This window comes from Collinsella sp. SGI.241 (genome assembly GCF_050312955.1).
GTDB lineage: Bacteria > Actinomycetota > Coriobacteriia > Coriobacteriales > Coriobacteriaceae > Collinsella.
This window is the reverse complement of record NZ_JBNPKM010000011.1, coordinates 40,209-61,670: the sequence shown is the minus strand read 5'-3', so window position 1 is coordinate 61,670 and position 21,462 is coordinate 40,209. Positions and strand designations below refer to the sequence as shown.

The 21,462-nt window shown below is 59.7% G+C and carries 18 protein-coding genes and 1 tRNA gene; 12 read left to right on the top strand and 7 right to left on the bottom strand.

The genetic code is table 11. From position 1 onward, the window contains the following. Positions 1-82: 82 nt before the first annotated feature. Together ACQQ92_RS06305 and ACQQ92_RS06300 are read right to left on the bottom strand one after the other, a co-directional pair. Entirely contained in the window at positions 83-1,825 is a 1,743-nt protein-coding gene (locus tag ACQQ92_RS06305) for a DNA/RNA helicase domain-containing protein (RefSeq protein WP_427796059.1), read from the bottom strand. Continuing rightward, positions 1,818-2,174 carry a nucleotide pyrophosphohydrolase gene (locus tag ACQQ92_RS06300; protein ID WP_427796058.1) on the bottom strand — a complete coding sequence of 119 codons (357 nt, stop codon included), beginning with the start codon at positions 2,172-2,174 and terminating at the stop codon, positions 1,818-1,820. The genes ACQQ92_RS06305 and ACQQ92_RS06300 overlap by 8 nt, the downstream gene beginning before the upstream one ends. Before the next feature lie 115 nt (positions 2,175-2,289). On the opposite strand from ACQQ92_RS06300, the gene ACQQ92_RS06295 reads away from it, so the two are divergent. Next, positions 2,290-2,481, top strand: coding sequence for a hypothetical protein (locus ACQQ92_RS06295; protein WP_427796057.1), 192 nt, complete (start codon positions 2,290-2,292; stop codon positions 2,479-2,481). 337 nt (positions 2,482-2,818) lie between these two features. Here the strand turns inward: ACQQ92_RS06295 and ACQQ92_RS06290 are convergent, their stop codons facing one another. Continuing rightward, complete coding sequence (locus ACQQ92_RS06290; RefSeq protein ID WP_427796056.1) at positions 2,819-4,420, bottom strand: potassium/proton antiporter; 1,602 nt, start codon at positions 4,418-4,420, stop codon at positions 2,819-2,821. 325 nt (positions 4,421-4,745) lie between these two features. On the opposite strand from ACQQ92_RS06290, the gene ACQQ92_RS06285 reads away from it, so the two are divergent. Further along, complete coding sequence (locus ACQQ92_RS06285) at positions 4,746-5,585, top strand: metallophosphoesterase (protein ID WP_427796055.1); 840 nt, start codon at positions 4,746-4,748, stop codon at positions 5,583-5,585. 317 nt (positions 5,586-5,902) lie between these two features. Here ACQQ92_RS06285 and ACQQ92_RS06280 read toward each other — a convergent pair whose 3' ends face one another. Continuing rightward, on the bottom strand, positions 5,903-7,477 hold the full coding sequence (locus ACQQ92_RS06280) for a lipopolysaccharide biosynthesis protein (protein ID WP_427796054.1): 1,575 nt from the start codon (positions 7,475-7,477) through the stop codon (positions 5,903-5,905). A gap of 177 nt (positions 7,478-7,654) precedes the next feature. Here ACQQ92_RS06280 and ACQQ92_RS06275 point away from each other — a divergent pair, with 177 nt between their 5' ends. The 6 genes from ACQQ92_RS06275 to ACQQ92_RS06250 all read left to right on the top strand — a co-directional run bounded on the left by ACQQ92_RS06275 (position 7,655) and on the right by ACQQ92_RS06250 (position 14,196). Continuing rightward, the gene (locus ACQQ92_RS06275) at positions 7,655-9,226 is read left to right on the top strand and encodes an L-lactate permease (RefSeq protein WP_427796053.1); all 1,572 of its coding nucleotides are present in this window, start codon (positions 7,655-7,657) and stop codon (positions 9,224-9,226) included. Positions 9,227-9,477: 251 nt separating this feature from the next. Next, positions 9,478-11,148, top strand: coding sequence for a phosphoenolpyruvate carboxykinase (ATP) (gene pckA, locus ACQQ92_RS06270; protein WP_427719537.1), 1,671 nt, complete (start codon positions 9,478-9,480; stop codon positions 11,146-11,148). Positions 11,149-11,369: 221 nt separating this feature from the next. Continuing rightward, the gene (locus ACQQ92_RS06265; protein WP_427796052.1) at positions 11,370-12,089 is read left to right on the top strand and encodes a B3/B4 domain-containing protein; all 720 of its coding nucleotides are present in this window, start codon (positions 11,370-11,372) and stop codon (positions 12,087-12,089) included. A gap of 169 nt (positions 12,090-12,258) precedes the next feature. Further along, a complete protein-coding gene (locus tag ACQQ92_RS06260) occupies positions 12,259-12,708 on the top strand; it encodes a MarR family winged helix-turn-helix transcriptional regulator (protein WP_427796051.1) in 450 nt (149 codons plus the stop codon). Between the two features lie 119 nt (positions 12,709-12,827). Further along, a complete protein-coding gene (locus tag ACQQ92_RS06255; RefSeq protein WP_427796050.1) occupies positions 12,828-13,682 on the top strand; it encodes a DegV family protein in 855 nt (284 codons plus the stop codon). A 193-nt stretch (positions 13,683-13,875) separates the two neighbouring features. After that, positions 13,876-14,196 (top strand): MGMT family protein, encoded by a 321-nt coding sequence (locus ACQQ92_RS06250; protein WP_427796049.1) that lies wholly within the window; start codon positions 13,876-13,878, stop codon positions 14,194-14,196. 421 nt (positions 14,197-14,617) lie between these two features. Here ACQQ92_RS06250 and ACQQ92_RS06245 read toward each other — a convergent pair whose 3' ends face one another. The 3 genes from ACQQ92_RS06245 to ACQQ92_RS06235 all read right to left on the bottom strand — a co-directional run bounded on the left by ACQQ92_RS06245 (position 14,618) and on the right by ACQQ92_RS06235 (position 17,543). Further along, positions 14,618-14,911: a DUF6485 family protein gene (locus ACQQ92_RS06245; protein ID WP_195838532.1), complete on the bottom strand. Its 294-nt coding sequence runs from the start codon at positions 14,909-14,911 to the stop codon at positions 14,618-14,620. 221 nt (positions 14,912-15,132) lie between these two features. Then, positions 15,133-16,182: a tryptophan--tRNA ligase gene (gene trpS / locus ACQQ92_RS06240; protein WP_427727961.1), complete on the bottom strand. Its 1,050-nt coding sequence runs from the start codon at positions 16,180-16,182 to the stop codon at positions 15,133-15,135. Between the two features lie 161 nt (positions 16,183-16,343). Then, a complete protein-coding gene (locus ACQQ92_RS06235; RefSeq protein ID WP_427727958.1) occupies positions 16,344-17,543 on the bottom strand; it encodes an MraY family glycosyltransferase in 1,200 nt (399 codons plus the stop codon). Positions 17,544-18,077: 534 nt separating this feature from the next. Between ACQQ92_RS06235 and ACQQ92_RS06230 the strand changes: the two genes are divergently transcribed. From ACQQ92_RS06230 to ACQQ92_RS06215, 4 genes are all read left to right on the top strand, one after another. Further along, entirely contained in the window at positions 18,078-19,016 is a 939-nt protein-coding gene (locus ACQQ92_RS06230; protein ID WP_427727955.1) for a radical SAM protein, read from the top strand. Between the two features lie 232 nt (positions 19,017-19,248). Beyond that, positions 19,249-19,321, top strand: a tRNA-Ala gene (locus tag ACQQ92_RS06225). A 64-nt stretch (positions 19,322-19,385) separates the two neighbouring features. Further along, positions 19,386-19,844, top strand: coding sequence for a hypothetical protein (locus ACQQ92_RS06220; RefSeq protein ID WP_427727952.1), 459 nt, complete (start codon positions 19,386-19,388; stop codon positions 19,842-19,844). An 84-nt stretch (positions 19,845-19,928) separates the two neighbouring features. Further along, positions 19,929-21,434, top strand: coding sequence for a nicotinate phosphoribosyltransferase (locus ACQQ92_RS06215; protein ID WP_427727949.1), 1,506 nt, complete (start codon positions 19,929-19,931; stop codon positions 21,432-21,434). The last annotated feature ends 28 nt before the right edge of the window (positions 21,435-21,462 follow it).

The following is a 21,462-nucleotide window of genomic DNA, read 5'->3' as shown; positions in this document are numbered from 1 at the left end:
TAGCTCAAGTATAAAACACGAAAATATGTTCGTGTGTTTAACGTTTGAGTAACGCCTTAGATTTGCGACGTCTGTCCTGCGTCTAAATCACCGGGATATACCGCGACAAATACTCCTTGAGTGCGGGGTCGCACACATAGAGATACGTTCCCAGCATGCCACGCGTCATGAGGACATAGTAGGCGTTGACGATAATCTTCCGTAGCTCATCTTCGCTCGCCTTTTTCTTTGCGACAGCATCTTTGAAGTTCGCTTTGTTAACGCAGACGGCTCCTTTATCGGTGTCGTAGTAAATGTCTGGCCCCAGAATGACGAATCCGTAATTGAGGTCGTAGCCCTGCACCGTGTGGATGCATCCAACCTCGTTGACGGCGTTGGCAGAATTAACCCAATCCTTTTGGGTTGAGTTCCAACGTTTGGGAATGCCCTCGATGACGATGTCGAAAGCGTCTTTGTGTTTCTTCGTTTCCCACTTCCACGCAAAACCTGCCGTCATGCGGGATAGACCAACTTCTTCTTCCTTGGCTTGCTGCAGGGAACAGAAATCCTCAAATCGGTCGACGATTCCAAACTGGTATCTGGGGATATCGCTGTCCGGATCCCCGGCTCGCGAATCGTAAGGCTCCGATGAAAAGAGTTCGTTGAACTTCATGCCGGTATGCATATACGCCTTGTTGTTGAGTAAGTCATAGACAAAATCGAGGTATTCGTCACCACCGCGTACGCGCATTTGTGTGCTTAGGCTGAACTCTTCAGTTTCAATGCCCGCTTCTTCGAGCTGATTGAGTCGCTGCTCAAGGCCGTCTCGATTGAGCCCGGATGCGCGAACCTGCTGTTTGGGGTCGTAGAACAGGTACGCCTTGTCACAGCATTTGAATATCCAGTCCACCTGGTTGCTCGTATGCGGAAGGCCGAGGCGATCGCAGGTGCTGTAAAAAGCTCCGATGCCGGCGCCCATGCTTAGATAATTACCCAGTCGATGTGCTTCGTCGACAAGTAGGATGTCATAACGATCATTTTTGGTTACGTCACTGGGGCTCAAGATATCGCCAGGCTTTAGCCCTGGAAGGAAGTGCGTGAGTTTCCTGAGGGTCTTCTTCAGAGAATCCATCGGGGTGACAAAACCGACTCGCAGGCCGGAAAGGTTGGGCTCATTTTTGATTTTGAACATGAGACTGATGGCGAGGATTGTTTTACCTGTTCCCGGCGCGCCATTCACGACGGTTATACGTTCTCTTTTTGAGCCGCCATGTTTTGTGTCTTCATGCTCCTGTTCGAGACGTTTATAAATCGTCTCGATCGTTTCGTATTGGTCGGGCGTAAGCGTCTTGAAAGGCGAGAACTTGAACAGATCGGAGTTCTCGAGCTCTTCAATCGGATGAATCGCGTAGTTTTCTTCGCGAAGCTTTGTCCAGAGGTCTCGGAACTTCTGGCGATATTGAGGCCGCTCAAAATAATCGAATTGGGCATAGCCGTTGTTGGCATTGGTGACCTGGTATTTTTCGTCAGCACAGAACAGTTCGATGAGCCTGTTTTCAAACTCAAATGTCGCTGATTGATTGAATGTAGGGTTGTCGATCAGAAGTGTTCGATCGAAATCCTTGTCCACGTTTGCAGCGTGTTGTTTCATACGGCGCTGGTAGTTGGTTGTTTGACCGATGTATGCCGTCTTGTTTCTGCTGTTGGTAAGAATGTAAAGGACGGGCCAACTCTCGTCATGATGGGCTCCAGGCTTTGGCGTGCCAAAGTCCTGAAGCGATTCGCTTGTCTCAAAGGGTTGGGGCAGGGGAAGCGTGTATTGCCGAAGGGCGAACTCATTACTCACGGTGGCCCGCCTTTCTGTATTCGACAGATGATGCGTTGATGGGGTAGCGTTCGCCATTGCGCTTGAGTTTGGACGAAAGCGCCGCTGGCAGGTCGATTTCATTTAAATCAGCGAAACGCAGGAGGAAAAGGAGCGTGTCGGCAATTTCGTCTTCGATGGCTTGGCGTTGCTCGGTGTCTTCGAACATTCCTGCAATGCGCTCGTCGCTCATAAAACGAAAGAGCTGAAGGAGCTCGGAGGACTCAGTTACCATGCCGATGGCAAGCTCTTTTGGCGTGTGATATTTGCGCCAGTCGCGTGCATCACAAAAGTCCCTGACTTGTTCCGTCATGGCATCGAGCTTATCCATCGTCCGTAACCTCCCTGATGTTCATTGTTTTATTATGGCCGTATCTGGGATTTATTGCACATCATTTGGGGCGTGCGGTTTGTTCGGTCGCGATTAGCCGGTAGGAGGTTACACCATGGAGATCGATGTGGACGTAGACCAGCTGCGCGAGAGTCTGCTCGATCGCGCGGGGAGTGCAGCAGGCGTGGGCTTTCCGGCTGCCATGCTCGACGTAGTGGATATCGAGGATGAGTCCCCTCAAGAGCTCCTAGCCCGAGCCGAACGCGAAGGCTTCGACCTCCGTGATTTTGCCGTCGACGATGACTAGGAATGTGACAAGGGTAGCTAATTTGGGACGGTCGTCTGCACCCGCCGCTGCGCGAACATGCAAGATAAGCCGTCGCAATGGAGTCTACTGATCTCGCGACCGTTCTATTTTGACCGCACGCTGGCTAAGTGAGTAGGCTTTATTGGAAATCCTGAGCGCACGACTAATTTGCTTCAACAAACCCGCAGGTCACAGACTTGTGCTTTGGTGACGTGGTCGGCGATTCGGCAAAAGTCTACTCACTTAGTTTTGAGAGGCGCTAATTGTTCGCAACGAGACCCCAGCCGGGGCGATTGGTGCTCAAATGTAGCCAATTCGGGATGGCTGTCCCTTGCCGCTACGACGCCAGGGTGGCGATGACGGCTTCGTCGCCGGCGTATATGAGGGTGTTGCCGTCGGGGATGATCGTTTGGCCGTCGCGTTTGAGCATTACCACAATGAACGGGTGCTTGCCTTGCGGCACGTCGCGCAGGCGCAGTCCTGCCAGGCGACCGTGGGGTGTCACGGTGACCTCGCGCAGCGTAACCTCGGCACGATCTTCAAACGTCGGCGCGGCCATAACCAGAAGGTCCCCTTCTTCAATTACGGTGTCGCCGTTGGGCAGCACCGGGTGTGCACCGTCGCGCAGCACCAGGACCACCAGCATGTCCGTGGCGCTGCCAATATCGGCGAGCGAACGTCCGGCAAACGGATGACCCGTGCCCACCTTGAGCTTGACAAACGACATGCCGTCCTCGTCGCGGTAGTCGTTAAACGTACGGCGCACGTCGCCGGACGCATCGATCATGTCGAGCTTTTTCGCCACCGCCGGCAGCAGCGAGCCCTGCACCACAATGCTCGACACGGCAATCACAAACACCAGGTCAAACAGGTCGTGACCGCCGGGAACGTCGGCCACCACGGTAAAGAGGCTAAACACGACCGAAGCCGCGCCACGCAGGCCCGCCCAGCTTACGAGCGCCACCTGGCGGGGGTTTGTCTTATAGGGCGCCAACAGCAGACCGACGGCGATGGGGCGGCTCACAAAGAGCATAAACGCCATGAGCGCCAGGCCGGGTAGCAGCACTTGCGGCAGGCGCGCGGGCGTCACGAGCAGGCCGAGCAAGAAGAAGATCGTCATCTCTGCCATCTCGGTAAGGGTGTCAAAGAAGTGCGCCATCTCGACCTTGCCGGTGATGTCGCTGGCGCCTAGCACAATGCCGGCAAGGTACACGGCTAAAAAGCCGTTGCCGCCTAGGTAGCTCGGCAGCGCGTAGGCGACGATCGCCACGGCGAACAAAAAGATGGTCTGCGCGCCCTCGGCTGTTGCGTGCGCGCGCTCGATCAGGCGGCCCGATGCCCAGCCGATGACAAGGCCCAGCCCCACGCCCAGGATGATCTGCTTGGCGAGCAGCACAGGGATGTTAATGTCGCCGCCGGCCGCAAGGGTTGCAAGCACGGCGGTGAGCATGTAAGCGACGGGGTCGTTGGAGCCCGATTCGACCTCGAGCAGCGAGTCAGTGCCACCTCTCAGCGACAGACTGTGCTCGCGCAGCACGCTAAAGACGCTCGCTGCGTCGGTCGACGCCACGACCGAGCCCAGCAGCAGACCGCCGATCCAGTCGAAGCCTAGCGCGAAGTGTGCAAAGGCGCCCGTGATGCCGGCGGTAATGACGACGCCGAGCGTGCTCAGCAGCACCGCGGGCACGGCGACAGGCTTGGCGCGGTCGATGTTGGTGTTAAAGCCGCCGTAGAACATGATGAACAGCAGCGCCGTGCTGCAGACGGTTTCGGTAAGCGCGTAGTCGCTAAAGTCAATGTGCGCCGGACCGTTGACGCCCAGCAGCATGCCCAGCGCGATAAAGATGAGCAGGGTGGGGAAGGGGAGCTTTTTGCCGACGGGTTTGATGGTCAGGCACAAAATAATGACGAGGCCGATAAAAAGAAGTATCTGGCTCATGGATAGTGTCCGCTCCTGGGAGGTTGGCGTGGCACGGTCAGTTATCTGCGGTTATTTGTACCCAAAGATGGTGGGTTTATGGGAACGGATTGCGGGCGTGCGCATTTTCGACACGAGGCTGCGGCGTGTGCGACGTTGGTCGGGAATCAGCTGCCGGCGGTGCACCGAGAACGGCGCGCCCGGGCGTGCGGCTGCTAACGACCGTTGGCGACGCGTGGCCCTTCCCAGCTTTATTGCAACGGAGTACAATGGGTAACGTTTAAGTTCAACTTGAAGTTTTAGTTGTGGCTCCGGGCTTCGGCCGTAATGCAGGGAAAGGCGTTCCATGGCGATCTATGTGACATCCGATGCTCACGGGCACGTGCGCGCGCTGGACGAGGCCCTTTCCAAGATCTCGCTAACGTCCGACGACACGCTGTACGTGTTGGGTGACATGATCGATCGCGGTCCCGATCCGGTCGGCGTCATCAACTTGGTGCGATCGCTGCCCAACGCTCGCGTGCTTAAGGGTAACCACGAGCAGATTATGCTCGACGCGATCATCGGCCAGGACCCGCTTGATGCTGAGACCTGGGACATCAACGGCGGTTGGACCACGCGCCAGCAGCTCAACGATATGGAGTTTGAGGCATACGAGGAGCTGGTGCGCTGGGCTGCCGCCCTGCCGCTCTATGCGGTGGCAGAGACTGCTGAGCGTCCGTATTTGCTGGTGCACGCCGGTATTCAGACCGAGGCAGCGCGTGCGTTTTTGCTTGAACATGGTGTCGATTGCGGTGACGGCAGGGGAGCGGTCGATGTCGATAGCGAGCTGCTGCAGCAAATGCTTGCCGTGCAGTCGTCCGATGACTTGCTCTGGATTCGCCATGGCTATTGGGATGCCCCGACGGGGCTGCTATCTGCCGAGGGCAAGGGTCCGGTCGTGGTGAGCGGCCACACGCCCACGGTGTCGCTCGGGCGTTATTGCGAGGTGGGCGGCCTGGCAGGGCTCGATGAGGAGTCGGGCCGCGGGCAGATTGTGCGCCTGGGTGGCGAGGATACCGCCGGCGTTCCCGACCGCATCGACATCGACTGTGCCGCCGCCACCGGCTCCGAGTTCGGCCGCGTCGGCATCCTGCGCCTGGATGATGGTGCGGAGTTCTATGCGAACATTCTGCCCGGCGAATAATCGGTGCAAAGGGTAGCTAATTTGGGACGGGGCTTTTTTGACTACTTTTGCCCTTCTGCCCATCAAATGATTTTTCTGGGACGTGGATTACATAATCATTTGGATGCCCGCTGGCTAAGTGAGTAGACTTTTTTGGAAATGCCGAGCACCCAACATATTTGCCTCAATAAAACCGCAGGTCACAGACTTGTGCTTTGTAGGTGTGGTCGGGGATTCGGTAAAAGTCTACTCACTTAGTTTTGCGTGATGCATATTGTCCGCAACGAGACCCCAGCCGGGGTGATTCCATCGCAAATTCCGGTGACCGGGGCGGCTAATTAGACGCCGTACGGATTCCGGTCCCTCTCTATGCGCTGGCGGATGTGGGCGTACTCGACAATCAACAGCACCAGCAGTAGGGCCATGATAGCCAGGTAGCTCACGACGGCACCCATCAGCCCCAGTAGGTTGATGAGGATCATCGGGAGCACCACGCTCACGGCAAAGCAAATGAGGTAGATCTTGGTGACATCGCCGGCGTGGCGCAGCACTGTGATAATGGCGTAGATAAAGTCGATGGCTGCGGTGATGCCGCCGGCGACGACCATCAGCAGCGCCAATGTGCGGTAACGCTCAAAGTTGAGGCCGTACATAAAGCTCATAAGGGGAATGCCGGGGCCTGCCATAAACGCGGCGCATGCGCCAGTGAAACCCAAGATCAGCGCCATGACGGCGACAATAATTAAGTCAAAGCGGCGACGCTTGCGCGGGTTAGCCCAAATGCTCGACAAACGCAAGAGCTGCGGTTTATAGATAAATCCAATGCTCAGCAAAATGGCCTGCGCCGGAAAGAATAGGGCATTAAAATACAGCTGATATTTGTAGGCCAGCGTGCCTTCCATCACAAATTTGGGCATGCTCTCGATAAGGTTAAACAAAAAGAGCGCGCCAAAGAGCGGGGCGCACTGCGCAAAAAGGCGGCCGACTTCGCGTATGCTCACGCGACGCGATTTTTCGGTTTCGAGCAGGGCGAGCGGGGCGGTGACCAGCACGAGTGAGGCAATGGCGGCGACGCCCATGGCCATGGCCGCGATGGGCATGCTGCGCGTAAGGAACAGCGCCACGCTAAAGACCGCGATGACGCCGGCGGAACGCAGCGTTTGGCTCATGCCGGCCAAATAGAGCTTGTCGGCCTGCTGCAGGCGGCCCTCGTACACGTCCGCCACGCCGTCGATTACCTTATACAGGTAGACGCCCAGGCCGATCGTCGCCATGTGCGCGTCGTAGCCGCGGGCGCTGCTGTATGCAAGGCCGCAGCCTAGGGCGATCGCTCCGCAAAGCCAGCGGTTGAGCTGGTAGGAGGCAAAGGACGTCTTCTCGTCGATGTCCGAGACCTGAAAATTGCGCACGCCGTAGTTGCACGCGATCATGATGAGCGTGCCGGTGACAAAGGCGATGGAGAACTTGCCGGCTTCCTCGGCGCCTACAAGCTGCGTAGACACGATAGTGAGCAGCGGAAACGCCATGCCCCACACGGCGGTGCCGAGGGTGTTCCAAAGGTAGTCGCGACGGGTGGCGTGCTCCTCGTATTCGGCTTCCTGCATGGAGAAACCGCCGCCGTAGACGGCGCCGAGCAGGCGGTTCCACCAGGCATTGACCATGCGGCGGACAGGACCGGGCTGGCGATCGCGCTCGCGCCGACGACGCGCGGCTTGGCCGCTATTTGGCCCGCCGGCGTTGCGCTGACTCAGCTCCTGGATACGCGCGAGCTCCTCGGCGGTGTGCGATGCGGGGAAGAGGCCGTTCTCGATGCGTCCGCCCTGTCCGTGGGCCCCGCCCGATACAGCGGGGTTGGCGATGCCGTTGCGGCGGGCGATGGCGCGGCGGATGCTATCGAGGGGCGAGATGCTCAAGGCGGGTCCTTTCTATTGCTGCGTTCTAGTATAGACGCGACGGTGTCACTCATGTTTTTGAACGGATTGTTCAATATTTTCGGGGGGCGGCAGTAAATTGTCGGTGAGCGTGCGGTATCCTGTTGAAGTTATGTGATACCACGATGCCGCCCGCGCGGCACCAAGGAGCTTCTACCTATGGACGTCGCCGCATTCTTGCTGGCTCTTGTGCCGATCATTTGGCTTGTCGTGATGCTGCTGTGCTTTAAATGGCCAGCTTGGAAAGCCGCCATCGGATCGTTTGTCCTTTCGTGCGTGCTTGCCTTCGCATGGTGGCACCTGCCGACAGCGCAGATCGCGACCGCCTCGCTCGAAGGCTTTTTGATGGCCCTGTGGCCCATCGTTTTGGTAATCATCGCCGCGGTGTTCACGTATAACCTGTGCGTTCGCACGGGCGCCATGGACGTGATCGGCAGCATGATCACCTCCATCAGCAGCGATCGCCGCCTGCTGGCGCTGCTTGTGGCCTGGTGCTTTGGTGGCTTTATGGAGGGCATGGCCGGTTTTGGCACCGCCGTCGCTATTCCCGCCGGCATGCTCGCGGGCCTGGGCTTTGAGGCCGTGCCCGCCGTGCTCATCTGTCTGCTGGCCAACGGCGTGCCCACGCCCTACGGCTCCATTGGCATTCCCACGGTGTCCGTTGCCGGTCTGGTGGGCCTGGACCCGCTGCATTTGGCGACCGTTCAGATGGTGCAGCTGGCGCCTTTCTTTGCGATGATGCCTCTGTTTATCGTGCTGGTTGCGGGTCGTGTCGCCGATGACCAGGGTAATGTTGCGGGCGTTGCCGAGCGCCTGAACGGCGTGGCGGGCATCGCCGTGCTCTCCGGCGTGTCCTTTGCCGGTGCGGCTCTTGTCGTTGCCATGTTTGTGGGTCCCGAGCTTGCCGTCGTCGTCGGTTCCATCGTTTCGCTCGCGCTGACAGCTGCGCTTGCCATGCGTGCCGAGAAGTCGGGGCATCTGGACGCACGCTTCCACATGAATATCGAGGCCGGCGAGCAGCTCACCGCTAAGTCGGCGCTTTCGGCTTGGTCGTGCTTCATCCTGATCTTTGTGCTGCTGTTGGGAACGTCTAACCTGGTGCCTGCCGTGCATGCTGCGCTCGCACCGTTTGCGAGCCAGGTGCAGGTGTATTGCGGCGAGAACCCCGGCACGCTCACGTTTTCGTGGATCAACACGCCGGGCGTCTGGATTTTCCTGGCGGCGTTTGTCGGCGGCGCCATTCAGGGTGCTTCGCCGCGCATGATGGGCAAGGTACTGGCCGCGACCGTCAAGCAGATGATGCCGACGGTCATTACCATGCTTTCGGTTCTGGGCTGTGCCAAGGTTATGGGCTATGCGGGCATGATCTCTTCGATTAGTGCGTTTTGCATTGCGGTCGCCGGTGGCCTGTACCCGATTCTGGCTCCGTGGATCGGCGCGGTCGGTGCGTTCGTGACCGGTTCGGGCACGTCTTCTGGCATGCTGTTTGGTCCCATCCAGAGCCAGGCTGCCACCGCGCTGGGCGTGAGCGACTACTGGATGGTCGCGCTGAACGCGCTTGGCGTCGCCGCCGGCAAGATGATCTCGCCGCAGACGCTCGCCATCGGCCTGGCCGCCGTGCACGTGCGCGGCAAGGATGCCGAGCTCCTGGGCGCGGTCCTGCCCTACGCCGCCGGCATGCTGGTCCTCATGAGCGCCATCGCCATGCTCGGCCAAGGCCTGCCGCTATAGTTGGCACTTAGGGACGCTTCTTTTGTGCCGGCATCCGGGGACACTCCTTGAATGTTGCCTGTTCAAGAGTGTCCCCAACGACTCGTCGTTTAAGAACGTCCCCAATGACTAGGCCGCTTGCCTGGGATTTTTGACCGTTGGGCGGGCTTGCCGCCCTTGCCGCAAAAACGTTTTTGCATATCGGGTACAACGAACTTTACGTGAGTAAAGTGCGCGTCGCGCCCGCGTGACGCGCTTTTAAAGGAGGCCCCATGCCTGGTGTTACCCCTGCAGAAGTTCTGTCCAACTTTGGTATTACGCTGGTCGAAGATCCCGCCGAGAATCAGCCGCGTCTGCTGGTCGATCTACCTGCTGCGGAGCTCGTCGAGCACGCCATCCGCCGTGAAGAGGGCCGCATGGCATCCAACGGCGCGCTGGTAATCGAGACGGGGGAGCGCACCGGCCGTTCTCCCAACGACCGCTTTATCGTTGACACCCCCGATGTTCACGACAAGATCGCCTGGGGCGCCGTCAACCGCCCGCTTTCGATTGAGAGCTACGAGGCCATCAAGGCCGGCATCGTCGACTACCTCAACGAGCGCGACGTGTTCGTCACGCGCGGCATGGCGGGTGCCGACCGCAACCACACGCGTCGCCTGCTCGTTGCCTGCGAGCGCGCGAGCCAGGCGCTCTTCATTAAGCAGATGCTCGCCCGTCCGCTCGCTCGCGAAATTGCGCGCACCGGCGAGCCGGACTTTTGCGTGCTCGCGGCACCCGGGTACCAGTGCGACCCCGCCATCAAGGGCCTCAACTCCAGCGCCGCCGTGGTCATCAACTTCCAGGAGCGCGTGATTCTGGTTGCCGGCACCGGCTACTCCGGTGAGATTAAAAAGTCCATCTTCAGTGTCATGAATTACCTGCTACCCGTCGAGGACGATGTGCTGCCCATGCATTGCTCGGCCAGCATGGATCCCGTCACGCACGAGACCGCCGTGTTCTTTGGCCTGTCCGGCACCGGCAAGACCACGCTTTCGGCCAATCCCACGCGCCTGCTGATCGGCGACGACGAGCACGGTTGGTCCGACATGGGCATCTTCAACATCGAGGGAGGCTGCTACGCCAAGTGCGAGGGCCTGGACGAGTTTCACGAGCCCGAGATCTTCAACGCCGTTCGCTTTGGCGCGATCTGCGAAAACGTGGTGCTCGACGAGAACCGCAAGCCCAACTACGATGACGTCTCGATCACGCACAACACGCGCGTTGCCTATCCCGTCGAGCATATCCCCAACGCGTGGACCAAGGGCATGGGCACCACCCCGAGCGTCGTGCTGTTTTTGACCTGCGATGCCTTTGGCGTGCTGCCGCCTATCTCGCGCCTGACGGCCGATGCCGCCATGTATCACTTTGTGACGGGCTTCACCGCAAAGATCCCCGGTACCGAGGTCGGCGTCACCGAGCCCACGCCCACGTTTTCCTCGCTGTTCGGAGAGCCGTTTATGCCGCTCGATCCCATGGTCTACGCCAAGATGCTCGGCGAGCGTATCGCCGACGGTCGCACCCGCGTCTATCTGCTCAACACCGGCTGGATTGGCGGCGGTTATGGCGTGGGCCATCGCATCGAGCTTGCCTACACGCGCGCCCTGGTCGCACGCGCCCTCGACGGTACCATCGAGGACAGCGAGTTCTTGCACGACGATATCTTTAATGTCGACATTCCCACCACGTGCCACGGTGTGCCGGACGGCATCCTGGTGCCGCGCCAGTACTGGCAGAGCACAGCGCGCTACGACGAGGCCGCGCACAACTTGGCGGTGATGTTCGAGGAGAACTTCGAGAAGAAGTACTCGCACCTGCCCGAGTCCGTCAAGGCCGCCGGCCCGCACGCTCAGGTGTCCGCCGAGGCCCGTCATCGCGGCCGCGGCCTGCTGGGACTCCGCCACTAGCGTCGCCACAGACCCAAAACCACCATAAAGGGGGCACCTTTGTGGTGGTTTTGCTCGTGTGGATGACTCGGGTTACAATGCGCCTGACATATCGTCCCCTTCTCCGGATGGGGACAGCGTAAGCGCTCTTGTGACGGCACCGTAGGACTTTGAAGGTGGCCGTTGTAGGGGCGCTTTTTGTTTAGGCGCTCGCGTTGGCGCGAATTGCGAAAGGAGCACGTATGAAGAGCTTTGTTGCCGAGGATTCATTTTGGGAGCTATTTCCACAGGCGGCGGTCGGTGTTGTGGTCGTGGAGGGCATGAAGCCCGCGGCTCAGATTCCTCAAGAGGACGTGGACGCGATTGCGGCGCTGCTCGATCGCGCCAATATCGATGCGGAGCGTCATCTGACAAGCGATACCATCAGCGAGAACGCGCCGGTCAAGGCTTGGCGCGAGGCCTATCGCCTGTTCAAGACTAAAAATGGCGCCCGCTGCTCGATCGAGAACTTGCTCAAGCGCGTGCTCAAGGGCAAGCCGGTCGGTCATATCACACCGGCGGTGGATATTTACAACACGGTTTCGCTGACCTACGCGCTGCCCGTGGGAGGCGAGGATTTGCACGCGATTGAGGGAGACCTTCGCTTGAAGGTGACCGACGGTGGCGATGCGTTCTTGCCGCTTGGCGAGGAGGCAGATGATCCGACGCTGCCCGGCGAGCTCGCCTACATCGATGATGCGGGTGCCGTGTGCCGCTGCTGGAACTGGCGCGACGGCGTTCGAACGGCCCTGTCCGACGATTCTGCCGATGCGTTCCTGGCGATTGAGTGTGTTGAACCCGAGCGAATGGGGGACTGTCAGGCCGCGATCGATCGCTTAGCCGAGCTGCTTGAGCGCTATCTGGGAGCGACGGTTGTCGTTAAGACGCTTGTGACCCGCGATAACCCGCGCGTGGAACTCTAGCGGCGCCTAGAACCTATTGATGCCCCAAACCACCACAAAGGTGCTATCCCCTTTGTGGTGGTTTTTATGTTGATGAGTTAACAATTGGGATATTTGGGTACGGGGGTTCGGGCATGCGGCTAAGATGTTTACCCGTTAGCATTATGCAAGCGAAAGGCGGTCGTCTCCCATGCAGCAGAGCGACGAGACACGTTTTGAGGATTTTGTCGGACTGATTAGCGGGCTCTACAAGGAGATCCAGCGCATTAAGGCATCTGAGGGCGCAAGGCTGGGCCTTAAGGGTTCCGATATCATGTGCCTGTACTATCTTGAGCGCAGCAAGGACGGCCTGACTGGTGCCGACCTCGCCCGCATGGCAGGCGTGACCCGCGCTGCCGTTTCGCGCACGCTGGCGCATCTGGAAGAGGGCGGCTACGTCGAGGTCGACGATTCGGGCGATGCCGCCGTTAAGTATCGCGCCCCGGTTCGCCTGACCACGTTGGGCGGCGAGAGCATGAATGAGGCCGATCGCATTATTCGCGAGGTGCTCGATGCCACCGGCAAGGCCATGGGTGTGGAGCAGCGCGAGCAGATGTACGCGTCGCTGCGTACGATTCTCGACACCCTGCGCGAGCTGTAGGGCCGCCTAGGCATTTGCTTCCCATTAACAACTGCATCGTCCCGTTTGAGCGCGTATACCGTGCCGGGGCATTGCTGTCAAAATTCCCTGCGCGGGACCTGCGCAAGAAAGGATTCGCTATGTCCGTCCGCATTATTACCGATTCCGCAAGCGATATGTCGCCGGCGGAGCACCCGGCACTGGCTGTTTTGCCACTGTCCGTTACCTTTGGCACCGATGTGTACATGGATGGCGTCGACATCAATCACCAGCGCTTTTACGAGATGCTCGTGGAGCGCGATGAGCTGCCCAAGACCGGCCAGGTCAACCCGTACGCGTTTTCGCAGGCTATCGCCGAGGTTCGTGAAGCCGGCGATGAGGCCGTGATTATTACCGTGGGCGCTAAGCTTTCCGGCACAAATCAGAGTGCCCGTACCGCACTTGCCGAGGCACCGGGCGGCGATGTGTTCGTGGTAGACAGCAACAACGTCACCCTGGGCGAGCGCGTGCTGGTCGAGTATGCCCTGCGCTTGGTGGACGAGGGCCGTAGCGCGGCCCAGATCGCGGCGGCGGTTGAGGCCGTGCGCGACCGCGTGGTGGTTATCGGCCTGCTCGAGACGCTGGAGTACCTGGTACGCGGCGGTCGCCTGTCTGCTGCGGCCGGCGCCGTGGGTACGCTGCTCAACGTAAAGCCCGTGGTGGCTGCCGAGGACGGTCTGATCGTGCAGCTGGGCAAGGCGCGCGGTTCCAAGAACGGTCGCAACCTGCTGAACCAAAAGGTCGAAAAGGCGGGCGGCGTCGACTTTTCCATGCCGCTGGCGCTCGGCTATACGGGCCTTTCGGATGCGGTGCTCAGGAAGTATATCGAGGATAGTGCCGCGCTGTGGGCTGGCCACACCGAGGGCGAGCTGCCCGTTCACACCATCGGCGCCACCATCGGCACCCATGTAGGCCCCGGTGCCGTAGCCGTAGCCTTCTTCCAGCCTGCCAACTAACCGACCTGCCAAAAAGGGACAGGTTTATTTTGGCAGGTTTTATCTGGGCAAACGCTATCTGCCATGCCATGTGATCCCTCGGCGATGACGGGGTTGCGGACCATCGGCCTCACGGAGGCCGCAAATGATCAGCAACCCTGCCGTCCCCGAGGGATCATTTGATTTATGCTGTTGCGGGCGGAAAGGAGCATCGATGGCGTCTGAGGGCTTTTTTGAGCGGGTGTACGAGGTAGTCGAGCAGATCCCTGAGGGGATGGTTGCCACGTACGGCCAGGTGGCGCTGCTCGCCGGCCGTCCACGAAGTGCGCGGTACGTGGGGTATGCCCTGCATAGCAATCCGTGCCCCGGCGAGATTCCCTGTCACCGCGTGGTGTTTGCCGATGGTCGCATTTGCGAGGGCTTTGCGTTTGGCGGCCCCGATGCTCAGCGCGAGCTCCTGCTGGGGGAGGGCGTGACGTTTGTCGACCCCATGCACGTCGACTTGGCCGCCTGTCGTTGGCCAGCAGGGCTCTAGCGGCTCTGCCGTGGCCAAAACCACCACAAAGCTGGCTGTCCTCTTTGTGGTGGAACGCTGGCTCCATTGATGTTTCCCCAGATAAAACCTGCCAAAATAAACCTGTCCCTAATTGTCAGGTTTAACGGGGTTAACTTATGCAGAAGGTGTGGCGGTGGATATTGATGCTGCAAAGTAAACCACGGGGAACTATATTGTATTCAACAACGGAGCAGGCAATAGGCGATGAAAAAGCCTGCCCTGTTGAGTTTGATTCGCATTCCTCCCCTCTGTGCGATTCAACGGTGTACTTCAGGAAAGCGCCCGTCGGCTGCCATGGTCGGCGGGCGCTTTCCTGTAAGCATGGGGCAAACCCATCAGGTCTGTTATCCCATAATGAGGTACTGACGTTTGGTTTTAGGGGGGGCACTAACTTTGATTGTTAGTCCCGCTTACAGCAACCGATCTTGGTAAATCCCTGCGGCGCTTCTTCGCCTGCGGGGATTCTTGGGCTGTCGCTTCCCAGATATGCTTCTACATGCCGCGCGAACGCTTGCCACGACCACTCGTCTTTATCGGCCTCAAGCCGATCGGGAGAAATCGCGTTGAACAGGCACGTTGGAATCTCGTGCTCGTGCAGATTCTTAGCGATACACGGTGTGCAGCCCTTCTCGTGGTTGACAGGGTTAAATGGGCATTTCCGGTCGTTGCAGGTACAAAACGCAACTGAGCTCATGGGACTCCTTCCGGTCGGTCGGGTCTGCCGTAAAAGCTGCCGCATGTTAAACAATAGGGTGTCATTGCTTAACAGGATATAGCCTCAAGGTGCTTGCGACTTAGGGGTTCTGCCAAGCGGCTGAATATCTCGGCGACCGACCTCTGAAGAAAACAAAACCGCCGCAACGAGGATTGTGCCAATCGCGGCGGTTTAGTTTGAGTGTTGTTTATTGCTCTCGACTAGTACACCATGCCCATGGCGTCCTGAACCTCGGCCAGGGTCTGCTCGGCGATCTCGTTGGCACGACGGTTGCCCTCGTGCAGCACGTCCTTCACATAGTCCAGATCGTTCTCATAGCGCTGGCGACGCTCGCGGATCGGTGCGAAGTACTCGTTGACGGCCTCGGTCACGTACTTCTTGAGTTGGCCAGAGCCACCCATGCCAATCTCCTCGGCAATCTCGACCTCGGAGCGGCCGGTGCAGATGGCAGCCGTCGAAAGCAGGCCGGACACGCCGGGGCGGTTCTCGGGATCAAACGTAATCATGCGCTCGGAGTCGGTCTGGCTCTTCTTGATGCGCTTGGCCGTCTCCTCGGCGGTCATCGAGATATTGATGGCGTTGCCGTAGCTCTTGCTCATCTTGCGGCCGTCCAGGCCGGGCAGCAGCGGGGTCTCGGACAGCAGCGCGTCGACCTCGGGGAACACCTTGCCGTAGCGGTTGTTAAAGCGGCGGGCGATGGTGCGGGTGAGCTCGATGTGCGGCAGCTGGTCGCGACCGACGGGCACAACGTTACCCTTGCAGAACAGGATGTCGCAGGCCTGGTGTACCGGATAGGTGAGCAGAAGGCCGGTGAGCTCGTGGCCCGAGGCCTCCATCTCGGCCTTGACGGTGGGGTTGCGCGCCAGCTCGGCCTCGGAGACCAGCGACAGGAACGGCAGCATGAGCTGGTTGGCGGCGGGCACGGCGGAGTGCGTGTAGATCATGGTCTTGTCGGGGTCGATACCGCAGGCAAGGTAGTCCATGACCATGTTATACACGTTGTCCTGGATGTGCTCGGTGGTGTCGCGGTCGGTGATGACCTGGTAGTCGGCAATGAGCACGTTGGTCTTGGCGCCCATATTCTGCAACTCCACGCGGCCCTTGAGGGTGCCAAAGTAGTGGCCTAGGTGCAGACGGCCGGTGGGGCGGTCGCCGGTAAGCATGGTGAACTTCTCGGGCGTCTTGGCCAGGCCCTCGCGAATGGCGTTGCTCTTTTGCAGCGCGACTTCGTAGCTGTTCTCGTTTGGCATGATTGCTCCTAACGTATGTTCATGGGTCAAGATGATAACGCGTTTATTGAGAGGGGCGGGCGAAAGTGGGCAGGGGGGGGTGGTAAGGCGAGACATGCGTGGCGGTCGAGGCGCGGTCACGAGCGGCCGACGGTAAGCAGAGCGACCTTCTGCAGCAAACCTTAATGCCTGTGGTGGCGCTCTCCCTTACGCTCCTCGGCCGCTTGCTCCTCCTGCTTAAAGGCGGGGTCGTCGGGGGTTATCAGCTCGTCTTCGTGCGTGCGCTTGTTGTAATGGTGGCGTAGCACGGGCTCAAACAGGTGCAGGTGCTTGGCGAAGGCTGCCGAGCCAATGCCAAGGACGGTAAAGATGAGCACGCGCATGGGGACTTCGACCTGGTTGATGGCGGCCGCACCGGCCGAAAGCAGGACACACCAGGCATAGATAAGCAGCACAGCCTGCTTCTGGTTATAGCCCTCTTGAATGAGGCGGTGGTGGATGTGGCCTTTGTCGGCCTGCCCAATGCTAATGTGGGCGCGCTTGCGGCGCACGATGGCGCTAAACGTGTCGATGATGGGCACACCGGCAACGATGAGCGGAATGATAAGCGAGGTGAGCGCGGCGGTGCGGCTCACATTAAGCAGCGAAATGGAACCAAGCGCAAAGCCCAGCAGCAGCGACCCCGAGTCGCCCAGAAAGATGCTCGCGGGGTTGAAGTTGTAGCGCAAGAAGGCCAGGCAGGCGCCAAACAACGCGATGGAGAGCGCGGCGGCATCGATGCGGCCCGAGAGAACGGCCATCGAGAACATCGTGAACGATGCGATGCCGCAGATGCCTGTGGCCAGGCCATCGAGGCCGTCGATAAGGTTGATAATGTTGGTGAACGCCACCAGGTAGACCACGGTGATGGGGTAGGCAAGCCAGCCGAGCATAATCTCGCCGGGGGCAAGCGGGTTGAGGATGACGCCGATTTTTAGGCCACCCACGCAGGCGATGAGCGCGGCGAGGACCTGGCCGGCGAGCTTTTGCTTGGGCTTAAGCTGGAAGACGTCGTCGATCGCGCCGGTCGCAAAAATGACGGTAAAAGAAAGCGCCAGCATGGGGTAGCTAATGTGCAGGCGCGGATGCGGGACCAAGACGGGCGGCCAGCCCAGATGCCAGGTGCCCATAATCTGAACGATGCAGGCAACGACCAGGCCCAAAAAGACCGCCGTACCTCCCAAGCGCGGGATGGGCTTGGTGTTGATACGGCGTTTTGAAGGATAGTCAACGGCGTCGAGCTTGATTGCCAGACGTTTAACCAGGGGCACCGTAAGGAAGGTCGTGATATATGCCGCGGCTGCCACGCAAAGGAACGGTATGTAGCTCGTGGATGAAGCCATGTATCAAAAACCGCCAAGCGTCGAAGGAAAAGGTCAAAGGATGCCATGCCGCAAAGGGTATAGCTGACCCATGATACTCGACCAAAGGGGGTGCGGGGAATCGCGCCGATCGATAATCACGCGCTTACCAGATATTGGGATGGTGGCGGGGGTTCTGCCGAGTGCCGTTGGGTGTCATACGGGATCTGCGATGGCTATTTTTGGCAAAAACGGCAAAAGAAAACCACCCCCCACGTTACGAAAATGAACCCACCTAAAACAGGTGGGTGCCCTCATCGACCGTTCCAGCGTCCTTAACAACGAAGGATACCTGTACTACGTACGACTGTGTGGGCTCCCTAAATAAACGCGACGGTTCACCCAGTTGCTCCGCGGGGGGCGGAATACTTACATCATAAAGCTGCACTTTATCGATTCCAGTCTTGACATTACAAAAATCGTGTCGGACGATTACGGCGCCTTGGGCTCGAGCCGTCTGCGCGGTTGGTCCTTTTGCGTTTGAGCTGCTGAATCGTTGTTTTGGAGCATGTTTTTATGCCGACGTCGTTGACCGAACTTTTTTCGCCCGCCTGCCATTTGTGTCCGCGCCGTTGCGGTGCGGCGCGCGATGAGGGTGCGCGCGGCGTATGCGGTGCTAACGACACGCTCAAGGTGGCCCGTGCGGCGCTTCATATGTGGGAGGAGCCGCCTATCTCGGGCGAGGCCGGTTCGGGCACGATTTTCTTTAGCGGCTGCTCGCTCAAATGCGTCTATTGCCAGAACCACGAGATCTCGACGGGCAATTTTGGGATTGAAATTTCGCCCGAGCGCCTGGTCGAGATTATGTTGGAGCTGCAGGACCAGGGTGCAAACAATATTAACTTGGTGACGGCGACGCACTACGCGCACCTGCTGCCGGCTGCGATTGCCGCGGCACGGGCGCGCGGACTGGTTGTTCCAATCGTCTACAACACAAGCGGTTATGAGCGCGCGAGTGCCGTGGCGGCGCTCGGCGATCTGGTCGATGTGTGGCTAACCGACTTTAAATATGCCGATGCGGGGCTTGCGCAGTCGCTCTCCCACATTAAGGACTACCCGCGTGTGGCCGTGTCGGGTTTGGCGCAAATGGCGCGCGAGATTGAGCGCCGTGGGGGAGAGCTGGTGGACGAGGATGGGCTCATGAAGCGCGGCATGATCGTGCGTCACCTGGTGTTGCCGGGACATGCGGACGATTCGTGTCGCGTGTTGGACCTGGTGTGGCAGACGGTGGGTGATGTGCCGATCTCGGTCATGAACCAGTACACGCCCAATGCGCTCATGCGCGAGCAGGGCGGCGACTTGGCGCGAGCCGTGACGCGCGAGGAGTACGAGCGGGTGCTCGACCATGCCGACGACCTGGGCTTTACGACGATGTTCTGGCAAGAGGGCGGCGCGGTAGACGAGAGCTTTACCCCAGCGTTCGACACTACCGGCGTCCTCACCAGCGCAAAGTAGCTCTTTTGAGCAGTCTTTTTGGGACGGGGCTATTTTAGCTGCCCCTGCCGTTAATCGTCCAAATCGTTTTCGCTATCTGCCTGGGTAGCTAAAATAGCCCCGTCCCAAAAAGACTGCTCCCGGTGGGGGTCGAGCTACCATCCGAAAAGTAGTCAAAAAAGCCCCGTCCCAAAAAGACTGGGTATTGGGCGTTGACAGTTGGCGAGCCGTAGGTAAAATAACAACTTGTCCTGGGGACGTAGCTCAGTTGGGAGAGCGCTGCCGTCGCATGGCAGAGGCCGAGGGTTCGACTCCCTTCGTCTCCACCCTTGGATTTGATAAGCCGTCGACATTGTGTCGGCGGCTTTTTTTGAAAGAAAGGGCTGCACTATGGCCGAGCTTGATTCCCAACCATTGTCCGACGAGGAGCGCGCCGAGTTGGAAGAGCTCCGCGCTGAGAAGGCCCGCCGCGAGGCCCAGGAAGAGGCCCGGCGCGAGCGTGAGGAGCTGGCCGCCCTGCGTGCCGAGCATGCGAAGGCCGAGGAGGCCGCTGCCAAGGCCGCATCCGAGCGCAAGCCCGCGCCCGCGCTCAAGCCCGCCGCTGCGAAGCCTGCGCCTGCTGCACCCAAGCCTCAGCCTAAAAAAGCCGCCCGCCCCAAGCCCGCCGAGCCCAAGCCGAGCCGTGACGAGATGACGTTTGCCCAGCGCATGGTCACTTCTAAGGAGCCCACGGCCGAGGGCGAGATCCCCGGTATGGCCCCGGCTCAAAAGATCATCATCGCGCTCGCCTTGGTCGCGTTTGTCGTCTTTATGGGCTACACGATCATGACCAGCATGGGCCTGCTCTAACCGATTTGCATCGGGCGTCATGTCCGCATGCTCTGCTCTCGTCCAACCCTCAACCTCTGCACAACGCATCCGAAAGGTCGCCCCATGGCTTTGACCGACATCTCGCATCCCACCGACATCGCAATGCTCACCGATCTGTACGAGCTCACTATGGCCCAGGGCCTGTGGGAGAGCGGCAAGGCCAATGAGCAGGGCTGTTTTACCGCGTTTTACCGTGACCATCCGTTTGGCAGCGCCTACGCCGTCATGTGCGGCACCGCCGAGCTGCCCGAGCTGGTCGAAAACCTTCGCTTTACGCCCGAGGATATCGACTACCTCGCATCGCTCCAGGCCCCGGCCGGCGGCGCGATGTTCAAGCCCGAATTCCTCGACTACCTGCGCGATTTTCGTGCGCATGTAAACATCGACGCCGTCCCCGAGGGCGAGCTCGTCTTTCCGCGCGAGCCCATGGTGCGCGTCACCGGCCCCGCGCTGGAGTGCCAGCTGCTCGAGACGGCGCTGCTCAACATTGTCGGCTTCCAGACGCTTGTCGCCACCAAGACGGCGCGCGTGGTGCTGGCGGCGGACGGCCGTCCCGTGGCCGAGTTTGGCCTGCGCCGCGCCCAGGGTCCCGATGGCGGTCTGGCCGTCGCGCGCGCGAGCTACGTTGCCGGCTGTTCCTCTACGTCCAATGTGCTCGCCGGTCGCCGCTACGGTATTCCCGTCTTTGGCACGCATGCGCACAGCTGGGTGATGAGCTTCGATTCCGAGCTCGAGGCTTTCCGTGCCTTTGCCAAGTCGAGCCCCAAGAACTGCACGCTACTCATTGACACCTACGACGTGCGCGAGGGCTGCGAGCATGCCATTACGGTTGCCAAGGAGATGGAGGCGGCGGGCGAGCGTCTGTCGGCCATTCGCATCGATTCCGGCGACCTCGCCAAGCTGTCCAAGTATGTCCGCGGCCGTTTCGATGCCGAGGGCTTGCCCTATGTGGGGATCTCGGTTTCTAACGATCTGGATGAATACACGATTCAGTCGCTGCTCGACCAGGGCGCGCCCATTGATAGCTTTGGCGTGGGCACCAAGCTCGCGACCTGCTACGACCAACCGGCACTGGGCGGCGTGTACAAGCTTTCCGCCCGCCGTGCGAGCGAGATGGACCCGTGGACGCCGGTGGTCAAGCTCTCCGAGCAGCCCTACAAGCGCACGATTCCGGGCGTGCAGCGCGTGCGCCGCTATTACGACGGCTTTGGCGGCCCGGTCTGCGACATGATCTATGACGAGGACCATCTGGCGGGGGTGGGCGCCGCGCGCGGCAATACCCTCGTGGCCGTGAACGATGCCGCCCTGGTGACCGACGTGTCCGAGCTTGAGTATCGCGAGCTGCTGGCGCCGATCGTGCGCGACGGCAGTGCTGTTGCCCCGCGCGAGAGCATCGAGGCCGCACGCGAGCGTTGCGCTTGGGCGCTGGACCATCTGGATCCGGTCTACAAGCGCTTCCTGTACCCGCAGACCTATGTGGTGGGCATGGAGCAGGGCCTGGCGCAGGTGCGCGACGAGCTCGTGCGCAAGAACATGGCCGCGGCTTCTGCCTTCCCCTGGGCTCGCTAATTTTGTTGGGTGTAGGGTGGAATTACGT